Origin of the sequence: Pseudomonas sp. R2-37-08W (assembly GCF_003851705.1) — a bacterium.
In the GTDB taxonomy this organism is placed as follows: Bacteria; Pseudomonadota; Gammaproteobacteria; order Pseudomonadales; family Pseudomonadaceae; genus Aquipseudomonas.
The window spans coordinates 187591-200604 of record NZ_CP027728.1 but is presented as its reverse complement, the minus strand read 5'-3'; the positions used below and the strand labels follow the sequence as shown (position 1 = coordinate 200604).

The window sequence follows — 13014 nt, the reverse complement described above, 5'->3', positions numbered from 1 at the left end:
CTAGAAACGGTAAGTGAGGTCGACGAGCAGGCGCAGATCGCGTTCGCGATCACCGTCATAAGGTCGGCTGATCAGGCTGAGATTGGCGCCCATTTCCAGTACGTCGTTCCAGCGAAAGCGCTGGCCGTAACCGATAAGGCCGATGCCGCCGGTGGAGTAGTCGCGCTGGCTGTAGGTACCCGCACCGATCTGGAACTGCTGGCTCCACTGGGTCTCGTAGCGGTGATAGAGCACGTGATTGACGTTGATCATCGGTAACACCGTGAAGTCCGACTTCGGGTTGAAGTACGCGGTGTCTTCCTTGCTGTTGCGGCTGGCGCCCACTTCCAGGCCCAGGTCGACTTGCACATTGGGTGAGCTGTAGAGGCCTTCGCGGCCGCTGAGCAGCGCTTCGAAGCGGTCGTTGCCGTCACTGAAGTGCGACGGGCTGAGGGTCAGTTTCCACTCGCGGCTTTCATTGGCGCGCCAGCGGATAAACCCACTGCCGCCATTGGCGGTGACGCCGTCGTTCAAGGCGCGCAATGGCGTGGTGGTGAGCAGGTAGCCGACGCTGCCGCCGTACTGCCAGTGGTCATTGATGTCGCGGGCAATCGACACTGCCGCGCCTTGCTTGGAGCCATCGCCGTAGGAATGGTTGGACACTTCGGCCTCAATGGTCATGTCGCGGGTACGCCGCTCCACGCCCACGCGCTGCCAACGGTGCTGGCCGGTGCCTTCGCTGAAGTCGGCGGTGGCGTAGCCGGCACCGGCGAACAGGCGCCAGTCTTCGTCGATGGGCGGCGTGTAGATCACGCTTTCAATGCCCCAGTCACGGCTACCGGCCACGGCACCCGCGTCGTTGTCATTGCCACCGCCATAGCTTTTGCCGGTGTAGGCCTCGACACGCAGTTCGGCCATGTCATGTACATCGCGCAGGCGGCGCAGGCGTTGCACTTGGCGGTTGTCCGGGTTGCGCGCAACCACGTCGTCGGTGAGGGCGTCCATCTGGCGCCACTCCTGCAGGTCCATGGCGGTGTAGGCCTGGGAAACTTCCAGGCCGATGTCGCGTGGGGCCTGGGCTTCGGTTTCCTTGAGAGTGCCTTCGGCGCGGCGCGGCCAGTCACGGGCGCGGTACATGTCGGCCTGGGCGATGCGCAGGCCGACGTTGCCTGGCGCCTTGGCCACCAGGGCTTCCAGGCTGGCTTCGCTGCCCGGCAGGTCGCCGCCGAAGGTGCCGGCCTGGGCGGCCAGTTGTTGCGCGTCCATCCAGTTGTCGTTGGGGTTGCCAATCGGCAGGCCCTTGAGTTCGACGCGGGGGTTCTGTTCCTTGGCCAGGGTGTTGGCGACCTGGCGGGCGTCCTCGATCTTGTCGCTTTCCAGCAGCGCGTAGAACAACGCGGTGCTGTCGTCGACGCGGTAACTGGCGTCGGCATCCGGTGCGGTCAACACCTGGCGGTACAGCGGTTCGGCTTTCTCCGGCTGGCGCTGGTCGAGATACGACGCGGCAACCCAACGCAACGCGTAAGTGGGCAACTGCACGCCTTCGCCGGTGAGGGTCTGGTACTCGCGGATCACTTCAGCGGTACGCGCCCTGGCCTTCAGCGCGCCCAGGCGGTCGATGCGCCAGCGCACCACGTCGTCATGGGCGCTGGCGTCCGGGGCCCAGCGGGCGATCAGCCGGTCGTAGTCATTGAGCGCGCGGTCGGCCACCACGTAGCGTTCTTTTTCGGTACGCGTGGCGAACTCGGCGATGCGCACGCGCTCGGCGGCGAGGTCGCCTTCCAGGCGGCGCTGGGTCACCGCGTCCACCAGACCTGGGCGCTTGGCCGAGAGGCGCAGCGCGGCTTCCGGCAGGCGGGCCTTTTGCAGGGCGACGATGTATTCACGGGCCACGTCGGGTTTGTCGCCGGCGCGTATAAACGCCTGGTCGAACTCAAACAGCGCGTCGTAGTTCAAGCCGGCACGGCTCAGCGCGTAGCCCAGGGCCATGCGACGGTTGGGGTCATTCGGCTGCGCGGCCACCAGCGCGCGCAAACGTTGCACCGCCTCGGTGGCTTTGCCGCCATCGGCCTGGGTGAGCGCCAGGCCCAGTTGCAGGTCGATATTGTTTGGTTCACGCACCAGCGCCTGGCGATAGACCGCCTCGGCCTGGGCCCACTGTTTTTGATTGCGATAGGTGCGCGCCACGGTGGCCAGCGCCTGGCTGGTCAGGTTGCGATTTTTGCCCTGGGCTTCATACACCTTCAGCACTTCGGCGTCCTGCCCGGCCCAACCGGCGATCACCAGGTGATCGCTGACCTGCCCAGGGGTTTGACGTTCGGCGGACAGTTGGCGCAGTTGAGTCAGGGCCGGCGTGAAGTGGCCGTTGCGGGCCTGGATGATCAGCGCGTCATAGGCAGGGTCGGCCACGGCATAGGCGGGCATCAGCAATTGGCTGCACAGGGCTGCTCCGATGAGCAACCGCAACCGGCCTGATGCACTGAGTGAATGGATTGGCAACATGGCGTCAGCTTCCTTACAAGGAAAGCTGCAACGATGGGTGATCCTGAGCGATGTGCATCAGGGTGTCGGCGTCTCGGGACCCGACCTAGCTTTCCTATGGGAACTATCCCTCAGCCAGGCGAGGCCAAGGGCAATTCAGAACAATTGTTCAGAATTGGCTGAACGCGTTTTTTTGCCAAGCACAAAACAAAATGTGGGAGGGGGCTTGCTCCCGATGGCGAAGTGTCAGTCAGTAAATTTTTAACTGACCCTCCGCTATCGGGGGCAAGCCCCCTCCCACATTTTTAACTGCATTTCAGGGTTATTGCGCGCCGCTCATTGCGCCGGCCTTGGACATCACGAAGCTGATGAACTGCTCGACAGTCATCTTCTGGCCATTGAAGGTCACTTCGTTATTGGCGTAGTGCAGCTTGGACACCACATCGGTGCCTTCCAGGGTTGCCAGTTGAGTACCCACGGCCACGCCGCTGACCATATCGGCCGCCATCTGCGATTGCTGTTCGATGGCTTTCGGGTCGGTCACGCCGCCGACCTGCGCCTGCAGCGCGGCCACGTCGCCGATCATCGGCTTGGACAGGCTCAGGTTGGCGTCCAGCAGCGAGATCATCTGCTTGCCCAGTTCAACCGGCGGCAGTTCCATGGAGGCCGGCTTGGCCAGGTCCAGTACCAGGCTGAACTTGCTTTCGCCATGGGTGGTTTTCAGCGACAGGTTTTCCACGGCCAGTTGCGGCTTGGCGGCCAGCACCTGGTTGACGTTGGCTTCGGCCAGGGTCTGCTCGGCTTCGGTCAGTTGCAGCTCCGGCGCGGGTTGGCCGGCAGCGGCAGCGGCTTGCACCGGCTGCATCTTGTCCTGGTAGAGCTTGGTCAGCACCAGCATCGCCGGGATATCGACGTTTTTCATGCTGACGGCCATGGCGGCCGAGCCCACCGGCTTACCCTGGTAACCGATCTCGTCGATCTTGTAGTCGACGCGGCCGGCCAGGTTGTTGTCCTTGGTTTCGCTGGAGTCTTTCTGCTCGAAGCCCTTGAGGGTCAGCACGGCTTTCTGCGGGCCGAAGGTAACCTTGGTGTCGGTCAGTTCGATGGTGTTCTGGCCGGTGTAGAAACCGAAGGTGGATTTGGCCAGGTTGCTGGCGACGGTCAGGCCGGCCAGCTCGGCTTCGAACGCGTCGCCGTTGGCATCGACCGCCGCGACCTTGAGGCTGTTCATATAGCCGTCGGCCTTGACCTTCTGGCCTTCGGCGCTGCTGTCGAAGTCGAGGTTGGCGCCGGAGAAGCTCACCGAGGACTTGTCGTCCTTGAATTCCAGGGGCAGCAGCTCGACATTGCCGCTGACCGAACGGCTGTAACCGATATTGGCCACGCCTTTAAGCGGCGACACGTCTTTGCTGGCGGCGAACCATTGTTCGGTGGTGGCGTTCTTTTCCAGTGCGTAGTGACTGGTGGCCATCACTGGCAACCACTTCAGGCTGACCAGGCGCGAGAACGGCAACGGGCCGTGTTCGATATGGTCGACGAACAGCAGCTCGGGGTTCGGGTTTTGCTCGCCGAACACACTGCCCTGGCCCTTGAGGCGGTAATGGGCGGTGCTGCTGAACACGCCGCGGTCCAGGGATACCAGTTCCAGGGACACGCTGCCGTCGACCCCGGCCATGGAGGTCTGCAGTTCCTTGTTGGCGTTCTGGATCGCGGTTTGCAGGACCGGCTCCAGTTGTTTACCGGTGTACCAGGCGCCGCCTGCACTGACGACGCCAACGGCGACAACGAAACCCAAAAGAACGACTGCTGGCTTATTCATGAAGTGACCTGATCAAATCCTGTGAGAGGTGGGCTGTCTTCCTTGAACTGTAGGAGCGAGCTTGCTCGCGAAGAACGCATAGGCACCGCGTTCATTCAGAATGCACGCGTTATCGTTGACGTTTTTCGCGAGCAAGCTCGCTCCTACAGTACTGGCCCGTATGGCCGAAAGGCTGGGGAAGATTAGCACTGGCGGGCGCAAACGGCCCAGCCTTTCAGAGGGATCAGTTCAGCAGGAGTTCAGGAGTACTCCAGTTCAATTTCATCCAACTGGTGATCGAAGCTCTTCAGGCGCGCCGTCCAGGTGTAGACCAACACCTCAAACTCACGGTGTATGACCGCATTGCCGGGGGTGTCGGTCTTGGGGTCACAGAAGTCCAGCTGATAGCGCTCACGGGCCATCTGCGTGGCGACATCGGACAATTCCCGCGCATTATTGAGCCAGTGCCTACCGTCCGCGACCTGCCGGTCGAGCACCACGCACTGTTTCTTGAGGACTTCGAGGCTTTTTTCCAGGGGCGTGCCGGTGAGGTCGCCCATGACTTCCTGGAAGGTGCGCCCGGGTTGCCAGTAGCTGCCCCAGAAATAGCGATCGAACACGGTTTCGACACGGCGCAGGGCAACCTTGGTGTCCCAGATCGTTACGCGGGTCTTGCCTTGCTCAAGCAGTTTTCGCTTCACCCGCTGGTTTTGATAGGACGCCCAGGCCACCACGCCGATGGACAAGGTGCCGATAACCAGACAGGCGCTGTCGAGAAACACCATGGCCTTGTCGAGTTGGTGGGCGAGCATGACCCCGTAGAAATACGCGGCCGATAACAGCACCAGTGCGAAGAGCACGCACCAGAAAGCGGGAGCATAAGGGTTTTTCATTATTGGAATCCCCATGAGCAAACGCGAGCAGTGTCAGGCGAGGCGTTACGCCCCTTAGACACAGCATAGCTATCACCTCATGGATTGCCGGGTTTTACCCCTTGCGTTCGTCCGCTTTCCCAGCCGCCGCCCAGGGCCAGGAACAGGTCGATCTGGCTCATCGCAACCTGGGTGTTGGCCGCCGCCAATTGCGCGCGCATGGTGGTGTAGGTACGAGTCGCTTGCAGGTCGGCGAGGAACGACTCGCGCCCGGCCTGGAAGAACCGGTGGGTCTGGTCCGCAGCCTCACGTGCCGAGCGTTCGGCATCGGCCAGCGCCTCACGGCGCTGCAACATGGCGGTGTACTGCGCCAGGCCGGTCTGGGTTTCGCGGATCGCGTTGAGCACCACCCCGTCGAAATGCGCCAGGGCGCCCTGGGTCGCGGCTTCGGCTTCGTGGATACGGGCGCGGGCGCCATTGGTCGGCACTGTCCAGCTGATCATCGGGCCAAAGCCCCAGCGATTGGTCGCCGGCTGGCCGAGGTTGTCGAGCAGGCCCACCGTGCCCACCGTGGCTCCGATGGCGATGTCCGGGTACAAGGCGCCGGTGGCCACGCCGATGCGTGCGGTGGCAGCGGCCAGTTGACGTTCGGCCTGGCGTACATCCGGGCGGCGCTTGAGCAGGGCCGCGCCGTCGCCCACCGGCAACAGTTGCGCAATGTGCGGCAGCTCGGCGCAACTGGCGGTGCCGGCCGGCAGTTGCTCGAGCGGTTTGGCGAGCAGCATCGACAGCCGGAACAGCCCCGCCTGGCGCGCGGCTTCGTAGCGCGGCATATCAGCGCGCAGGGATTTGTACTGGGTTTGCGAGCGCGTGACTTGGGTTTCATCGCCACGCCCGGCGTCGCGCAGGCGCTGGGTGAGCCGGGTGCTTTGCGCTTGCAGGTCGAGGGATTCGTTGGCAATCGCCAGCTCTTCGTTGGCGGCGCAGACCTGGGTGTAGGAACGCACCACATCGGCCACCAGGGTAATGCGCGCGATATCGGCGGCCGCCTGGGCCGCATCGGCGCTGGCCTGGGCGCTTTCGATGCCACGCTGCAGGGTGCCGAACAGGTCGAATTGATACGAGGTGGTGATGCCGACACTGCCGATGTTGCCCACCGGGACTTTGTCTTCCAGCAAGAAGGCTTCGCCGGACTCCTGCAACCGCTGGGCTTCGGCCTTGGCGCCGGCGCTCCAGCCGCCTGCGGATTCGGCCTGCTGGGTCTGATAGCGCGCGCGTTGCAAATTGGCGGCCGCCACGCGCAAGTCGGTGTTGGAGGCCATGGCCTGGCGCACCAGCTCATCCAGGCGCGGGTCTTTGTAGAGTTTCCACCAGTCCGTCGGCACGGGCGCGGACACCACGTTATTGCCCTCCCCCGCGATAGCGCCTTGCAGGTCGCCACGGTTGACGGCAGCGGTGTCCGGCAGTTTGTAATCCGGGCCGACCGCCTGGCAGGCCGACAGCAACACCCCCAGCGCAGCGGTGGCCAGCAGTTGCTTCATGGCTGGTCTCCGGCTTTGGCCTTGTCATCGATGATCGACACCGTCGCCGTACGGCCGGCGATCATGCGAAAGTCCGGCGGCACGTCATCAAAGGCAATACGCACGGGAATCCGCTGGGCCAGGCGCACCCAGCTGAACGCCGGGTTGACGTTGGGCAGCAGGTTGGAGCCGCTGCTGCGGTCACGGTCTTCGATACCGGCGACGATGCTCTGCACATGCCCATGCAGGCGGGCGTTGTCACCGATCACGCGGATATCCACGCCCATGCCGACGTGAATGCCGTCGAGCTTGGTCTCTTCGAAGTAGCCGTCGATATGGAAGGAATTGCTGTCCACCACCGACAGCACCGGCCGCCCGGCGGTGACGAACTCCTGGGTGCGCGGCGCGCGGTCGTTGACATAGCCGTCCACGGGGCTGCGGATCACCGAACGGTCGAGGTTGAGCTGGGCGGAATCCACCGTCACTTGCGCCTCGGCCAGCGCCGATTGGGCACGGGCCACGCGGGACTGGCTTTCTTCCAGTTGCTCGCTGGGCACCAGGTTGCCCAGGCCACGGTTACGCTTGTACTCGCGCTGGGCCTGGGCCAGGGTTTCCTGGCGATCGGCCACGGCGGCCTGGGCCTGGCGCAGGGCCAGCTTGAAGCGGTCCTGGTCGACGGCAAACAGCAACTGGCCCTTGGTCACCAGTTGGTTGTCGCGCACGTCCACCCGCTGGATCAGCCCGGACACGTCCGGGGCGATCTGCACGATGTCGGCGCGGATGTGCCCGTCGCGGGTCCAGGGCGCAAACATGTAGTACATGACCATGCGCCACACGACGACGACCGCGAAACTCACGATCAACAGCGTCAGGACTACACGGCCGATGGTCAAAAAAGGTTTTTTCATGTCATCAAATATCGACTGAGTGAGTCCACCGCGCCCAGCAACAGCGCGTAGAGCCCCACATTGAACAATGCCCGGTGCCAGACCAGGCGATAGAAGTGCATGCGCGTCAACAGCCCGTGCACCACCAGAAACAACACATAGGTAATGCCCATCAGCACCAGCAGCGTGGGCAGGAATACGCCGCTGATATCCAGGTCACCGATCATAAAGGCGCTCCATCGGGTAGCGGCGCTTCCATTTCCGTGCCGCCAATGAACTCCACGCCAGGCAACAGCGCCAGGCGCAGGCCGGCCAGGGCATGCAGCAGGTGCAGGCGCGTGTCGCCGTCGTCTTGCAGACCCTGGCCGCTGAGGGCGCGGCGTGTGCGGTCCAGGGTCATCAGCAGACCGCTGGGCGCGGGCAAGCGTTCACCGGCCTTGAGGCACGCCTTGAAATAACCGCCCACGCCTTCCACCACCTGATTGAGCAGCACGCGTGGCACGCCGAGGATGCGCGGCGAGTAGGCGAGCAGATCGAGCAGGTTCAGCGCCACGCGCAAGTCGCGCAGCGCGGTGCCGGTGTCCTGGCCGGTAAGGGCCAGCCGCGGCAGGTGCTGCATCAGGCGGTCGAGCATTTGCGCGGCCATATGCCGGTGTTCGGCCAGGGTCGCAGGTTCGGTGAGGCTGACGATGTCGCGCCAGCTGAAACGGGTCAGGCGCTTGGCCGCCAGTTCCGCGCCGAAGGGCCGCGCGATCAGGGTCCAGATAAAGGCAAACAGCAGGCCTACGGGACCGGCCAGGTTGACGTTGGCGAAGTTGAGGAAATCCGCGTCATAGGCGCCCTGGATGCTGATGAACGATGAGGTGTTGACCAGGGTCAGCAGCATGCCCAGGTAAAAGCGTGGCTGCACGGTGAGGGTGCCGATGCAGATGAACGGCACGGCGAACGCCAGCACCAGCATCGGGAAATCGTGCAGGTTGGGCAGCACCAGGAACAGGTACAGGCTGGCGAGCAGCACCGACATGGCGGTCCAGAAAAAGAACCGGTAGATCTGCGGTGCGGGGTCGTCCATCGAGGCGAAAAAGCTGCAGGCGACGGCGGCCAGGATCACTGCGCTGCCGCCGTCGGTCCAACCCAGCAGGATCCACAGCACCGAGGCGACGATGATCGCGCTGACGGTGGAAAACGCCGAGTAGAACATCAGGCCTCGGTCGAGGAACGGCGTGAGCCGGCCCAGGCGCCAGTGACGGTACACGGCGCGCCAGGTGTCCTGGCTTTCGCATTGGATGGCGGCTTGCAGGCTGCGGCAGTCTTGCCACAGGTCGACCCATTCGCCCAGGCGGTACAGGGCGTTGGAGAACAGCAGCGTGTGGCGGTCGTCCAGCGCTTCGCCTTGGGGTTGCGCGGCGTCGATCTGGTCGCGCAGCACGCGCCAACGTTCAAGCGGGGCTGCTTGGGTGGTGCTGTCCAGCCAGGCGTTGGCCTCTTGGAGCAATGGCGTGAGCTGAGCGAGAAACTCGGGGGCGCGATGTTCGATGGCGTACACCGCATCGTCCAGGGCATCGATCACCGGCAACAGGTGAATCATGCGCCCGCGCAGTTCCTTGGTGTTGCGCACCGTCTGCGGCCGCGCGCCTTCGTGGGGCAACTGGCCGATCATCAATTCGAGGGTGTTGAAGGTCGCGACCATGCCACCGCGCAGGCTGCTGACGGCTTCCGGGTCTACATCGCGGGTGAGAAAACGTTGGCTGTAGACCTGGGCGTCGGTAAACCACTTGGCCACGGAGCCATCGAACACAGGCATCAGGCGACGCGGCCAGAACATTGCGCCCACCACCGCCGCCACGGCGATGCCGAGGAAGATTTCCTCGGTACGCGCCTCAGCCACATCCCACACCGCCAGCGGGTTGTCCACTACCGGCAGGGCAATCAGCGGCAAGGTGTAGCCGGCCAGCATCAGCGCGTAGTTGTTGGCGGTGCGCAGGTGCAGGGAGAGAAACAGCAAGGTCCCGGTCCACAACGCGATCACCACCACCAGGATGTAGGGCGACTGCACGAACATCGGCACAAAAAACACCGCCGCCGCCGCGCCCATCAAGGTGCCGATGGCGCGGTACAACGCCTTGGAACTGGTGGGGCCGACAAAGGGGCTGGAGACGATATACACCGTGGCCATCGCCCAATAGGGACGCGGCATTTGCATGAGCATGGCGATGTACAGCGCGATCATCGAAGCGGCGAACGTACGCACCCCGTAGAACCAGTCGCGAGCGGGCGGAAAGCCGGTCAAGAATCCGTTCAAGGCGCCACAGCCTCGGCCGCCTCGAAGGCGCGCAGAACGCGCAATGCCGCTTGCAGGTCGTCGGGGGGCAGATCCGCCAGGACGTCCCTGCGCAGGCGCACCAGCTGCGCCTCCACCGCCTGCACCAGTTCGCGGCCGCGCTCGGTGAGGCTCAAAGCCTTGGCGCGGCGGTCGTGAATGTCCTCGGTGCGGCACACGTAGCCGTCGCTGCACAGGCGGTCGAGCAGGCGCACCAACGAGGGGCTCTCCATACCGGAAGCCTGGGCCACCTTGACCTGGTGCACGCCGTCACCCAGGCGGCCGATCATCAGCAGCGGCACGGCGCAGGCTTCGGAGATGCCATAGCTCACCAGCGTGGTCTGGCAGATTTTGCGCCAATTACGGGCGCCCACCACCATGCTGCTGCTGAGGTTCATCTGGAGTTGTTCGAGGGATTGAGGCACGGGATCGTTCGCATACAGTTAGTTTGCTAACTATCAATATGGTGGAACGATGCGCGTCCGTCAAGTTTGGAAACAATTTCGCGGATGAGTGGAGCGGTATAGCGCTGACACCGCTGGACGAATGTGGGAGGGGGCTTGCTCCCGATAGCGGTGAAACAGGCAATAAACTGTCGACTGACACTCCGCTATCGGGAGCAAGCCCCCTCCCACATTTAGAGAGGCGTAAAGACATCATGCAACCTCAAAAAAAATTCACCTAGCCAACTAAAGCTCGGTTTTTTTCAACCCTCACCATTTTTTTTCAAGTTTTGGCCTTTTCACACATTTTTTTGCACATCTCGCCCGCCCCGCAACATCACATTCAACTCATCCACCACTACCGCCCAATCCGCATCTTCCAGAATCTCCTCACGCAAAAACGCTCTTTGGCTATCGGTCCAGAAAAACGCATCCGCCAGTTTCAGCTCCGGCTTGAGCGGTGAATGAACCGCCACAAATTGCTCAATGCTCACCGGGTCATCCGCTAATCCAAGCTGTTTGAACAGTGACGACAAGCTATGCACAGGCGATTCCATGGCGGGCTCCTAAGAAGACGATTTCCCAGAGTCTAGCCCAGGCGCCAGCCACGCCAGCAACCGCTCGACGCACTGCTGTGCCGACAGCACGCCGGTATCCAGCACCAGCGACGCATGGGGCGGTGGCTCGTAAGGCGAGCCGATGCCGGTGAACCCCGGCAGTTCTCCCCTTCGCGCCCGGGCGTAGTGACCCTTGGGGTCGCGGCCTTCGCACACCGCCAGTGAGGCGCTGCACCATACTTCGCGATAATCCGCGCCCAGGCGCTCGGCAAACACCGCGCGCAGCTCAACCAGCGGCGCGATCAACGCCAGGATCACGATGTGCCCGTTTTCCACCAGCAATGCCGCGAGTTCGCTGGCGCGGCGGATGTTTTCCAGGCGATCGCTGTCGGCAAAACCCAGGTCTTTATTGAGGCCACCGCGCAAGGCGTCGCCGTCGAGGACCAGGCTCTGCCGGCCCTGTTCGAACAGCGCTGCGTGCAGCCCCTGGGCCAGGGTGGATTTGCCCGAGGCAGGCAAACCGGTGAGCAGGATCGCCACGCCGCGATGCCCATTGCGCGCTTCGCGTTGACGGCGAGTGACGCTCGCCGTCGGCGCCACCAGGTTATTTGGCGACGGCACGTGGCACCGGCGTGGTGATATTGCCGGCAGCCCACGCTGATTCGCGGCCAGCCAACGCCGTGGCGATGGACTGCACGCGGTCCGAGTCCAGCTCTTCGGGCAACGGGTCGAGCCCGGCGCTGGCGAAGATCTGGCCATAGGCGTTGCGCAGGTCGGCGTAGGCCAGGTCGCGGCGCAGGTCGGCTTGCAGGGTGTTGAGTTCGCCCTGGATCAAGTCGAGCTCACCTAACCCGGCGGCCTCATGGCGGTTGCGCAACTGGGTGAGGATTTGCCCGTCGATGCTGGCCAGTTGTTCGCTGGTCTTGAACTGGCGCACGGCTTCCTGGTAATTGGCGTTGGCCACGTAGACCTGGGCCAGCACCGCGATGGACATCGCCTGGCGTCGGGCTGTCGCGACGTTTTCACCGGCCTTGGCGACGTCGATGGCGGCCGGTGCGGAGATCACGTTGAACAGGTTCCAGGTGATCTTGGCGCCGTAGTCGGCCCAGCGGTTGTCGACCAGAAACGAGTTGCTGTCGTAATGGCCTCCGGCCGAAAACTCCAGGCCCGGCAGCAGGCGCAGCATGGCTTTGCGGGTTTCGGCGGCGCTGATGCGGGTCTGGTAGTCCTGCTCGCGCAGTTCAGGGCGGTTGGCCAGGGCTTCCTGCTCCAGGCTGGCCAGCTTGACCTTCAGTTGCGGCACGCTGTAGTCATCCGGCGTTACCAGCTTGAGGTCGGTGCCCATGGGCAGGTTGATCAGGGTAGCCAGTTCGGTCTTGGCCAGGGACAGCGCGCGGCGCTGTTCCTGCAACTGGCGCGTGGCTTCGATCAGCGAGCGCTGGTAACCGAGGGCCTGCACCGGGTCGCCGATGAGCTGCTCGCTCATGCTCTGGCTGTTGGTCTGGGCCTGGTTGACCCGCGCCATCAGGCTGTCGATCTGGGTCAGCAAGCGTTCAGCCGCCACGGCGCGCCAATAGGCCGAGCGCACGTCCTGCACGATGGTGTTGATCACCTTGCGCCGACGTTCCTGGATGATCAGGCGCTGGTCGCCCTGCTGCTTGGCGCTGATGTAGCTCACACCAAAGTCGAGAACGTTCCACACCATGGTCAGGTCCGCCACGCGGCGGTCGCGGTCCTGGGAGGTGGACGGTTCCAGCGACTGGTTGCCACTGAGCACGCTCTGGCTGCTGGAGGCGTTGGTGTTGTTGCGCCCGGCGTAGCCCGCGGACAGGGCCATGCGCGGCAGCATGTCGAAGCTGGAAAGGTCGGACTGACGCATGGCCAGGGCTTCTTCCATGATCTTCAAGCGGCCTTCGAGGTTGTACTTCACCGCACGGGCCATGGCCTGGTGCAACGTGAGCGGGCCGCTCAGCGGCTCCTGGTCCTTGTACATGCCTTGCAGATCGCTGCGGGCTCGCTGCTCACTGACACTGCGTTCAATCGGCTCGCTGGTGACCGCACAACCGCCGATCGCCAGCGCCAGCAAGCTGGCGCCGAACAACTTATGACCTGTTTTCATCCTTGGAGCGCCCCTGTTCCTGCGTCTTGAGTTAAGTA

At 63.5% G+C, this 13014-nt stretch carries 11 protein-coding genes; all 11 read right to left on the bottom strand.

All coding sequences use genetic code 11. From position 1 onward, the window contains the following. The 11 genes from pgaA to C4J93_RS00765 all read right to left on the bottom strand — a co-directional run bounded on the left by pgaA (position 1) and on the right by C4J93_RS00765 (position 12976). Positions 1-2481 (bottom strand): poly-beta-1,6 N-acetyl-D-glucosamine export porin PgaA, encoded by a 2481-nt coding sequence (gene pgaA, locus C4J93_RS00815; protein ID WP_124428334.1) that lies wholly within the window; start codon positions 2479-2481, stop codon positions 1-3. Positions 2482-2782: 301 nt separating this feature from the next. Continuing rightward, entirely contained in the window at positions 2783-4279 is a 1497-nt protein-coding gene (locus tag C4J93_RS00810; protein WP_124402640.1) for a YdgA family protein, read from the bottom strand. Positions 4280-4518: 239 nt separating this feature from the next. After that, on the bottom strand, positions 4519-5151 hold the full coding sequence (locus C4J93_RS00805; protein ID WP_124365346.1) for an NADH:ubiquinone oxidoreductase subunit N: 633 nt from the start codon (positions 5149-5151) through the stop codon (positions 4519-4521). Between the two features lie 77 nt (positions 5152-5228). Then, positions 5229-6671, bottom strand: a complete 1443-nt coding sequence (locus C4J93_RS00800; RefSeq protein ID WP_124428333.1) for an efflux transporter outer membrane subunit — start codon at positions 6669-6671, stop codon at positions 5229-5231. Next, positions 6668-7558: an HlyD family secretion protein gene (locus C4J93_RS00795; protein ID WP_124428332.1), complete on the bottom strand. Its 891-nt coding sequence runs from the start codon at positions 7556-7558 to the stop codon at positions 6668-6670. Before C4J93_RS00795 ends, C4J93_RS00800 begins: the two co-directional genes overlap by 4 nt. Continuing rightward, positions 7555-7764 (bottom strand): DUF1656 domain-containing protein, encoded by a 210-nt coding sequence (locus C4J93_RS00790; RefSeq protein ID WP_003187469.1) that lies wholly within the window; start codon positions 7762-7764, stop codon positions 7555-7557. Before C4J93_RS00790 ends, C4J93_RS00795 begins: the two co-directional genes overlap by 4 nt. Continuing rightward, positions 7761-9839, bottom strand: coding sequence for an FUSC family protein (locus C4J93_RS00785; protein WP_124428331.1), 2079 nt, complete (start codon positions 9837-9839; stop codon positions 7761-7763). Before C4J93_RS00785 ends, C4J93_RS00790 begins: the two co-directional genes overlap by 4 nt. Then, positions 9836-10255, bottom strand: a complete 420-nt coding sequence (locus C4J93_RS00780) for a MarR family winged helix-turn-helix transcriptional regulator (protein WP_124372366.1) — start codon at positions 10253-10255, stop codon at positions 9836-9838. The genes C4J93_RS00785 and C4J93_RS00780 overlap by 4 nt, the downstream gene beginning before the upstream one ends. Positions 10256-10599: 344 nt before the next feature. Next, a complete protein-coding gene (locus tag C4J93_RS00775; protein ID WP_124360704.1) occupies positions 10600-10857 on the bottom strand; it encodes a DUF2789 domain-containing protein in 258 nt (85 codons plus the stop codon). A gap of 9 nt (positions 10858-10866) precedes the next feature. Continuing rightward, a complete protein-coding gene (cysC, locus tag C4J93_RS00770) occupies positions 10867-11478 on the bottom strand; it encodes an adenylyl-sulfate kinase (protein WP_124428330.1) in 612 nt (203 codons plus the stop codon). After that, positions 11462-12976, bottom strand: a complete 1515-nt coding sequence (locus tag C4J93_RS00765) for a TolC family protein (protein ID WP_124428329.1) — start codon at positions 12974-12976, stop codon at positions 11462-11464. The genes cysC and C4J93_RS00765 overlap by 17 nt, the downstream gene beginning before the upstream one ends. Positions 12977-13014: the final 38 nt, after the last annotated feature.

Bases quoted from the DNA above. Each gene is read 5' to 3' on its own strand.
- pgaA (WP_124428334.1), bottom strand. From the start codon at position 2,481: ATGTTGCCAATCCATTCACTCAGTGCATCAGGCCGGTTGCGGTTGCTC.
- C4J93_RS00810 (WP_124402640.1), bottom strand. From the start codon at position 4,279: ATGAATAAGCCAGCAGTCGTTCTTTTGGGTTTCGTTGTCGCCGTTGGC.
- C4J93_RS00805 (WP_124365346.1), bottom strand. From the start codon at position 5,151: ATGAAAAACCCTTATGCTCCCGCTTTCTGGTGCGTGCTCTTCGCACTG.
- C4J93_RS00800 (WP_124428333.1), bottom strand. From the start codon at position 6,671: ATGAAGCAACTGCTGGCCACCGCTGCGCTGGGGGTGTTGCTGTCGGCC.
- C4J93_RS00795 (WP_124428332.1), bottom strand. From the start codon at position 7,558: ATGAAAAAACCTTTTTTGACCATCGGCCGTGTAGTCCTGACGCTGTTG.
- C4J93_RS00790 (WP_003187469.1), bottom strand. From the start codon at position 7,764: ATGATCGGTGACCTGGATATCAGCGGCGTATTCCTGCCCACGCTGCTG.
- C4J93_RS00780 (WP_124372366.1), bottom strand. From the start codon at position 10,255: ATGAACCTCAGCAGCAGCATGGTGGTGGGCGCCCGTAATTGGCGCAAA.
- C4J93_RS00775 (WP_124360704.1), bottom strand. From the start codon at position 10,857: ATGGAATCGCCTGTGCATAGCTTGTCGTCACTGTTCAAACAGCTTGGA.
- C4J93_RS00765 (WP_124428329.1), bottom strand. From the start codon at position 12,976: ATGAAAACAGGTCATAAGTTGTTCGGCGCCAGCTTGCTGGCGCTGGCG.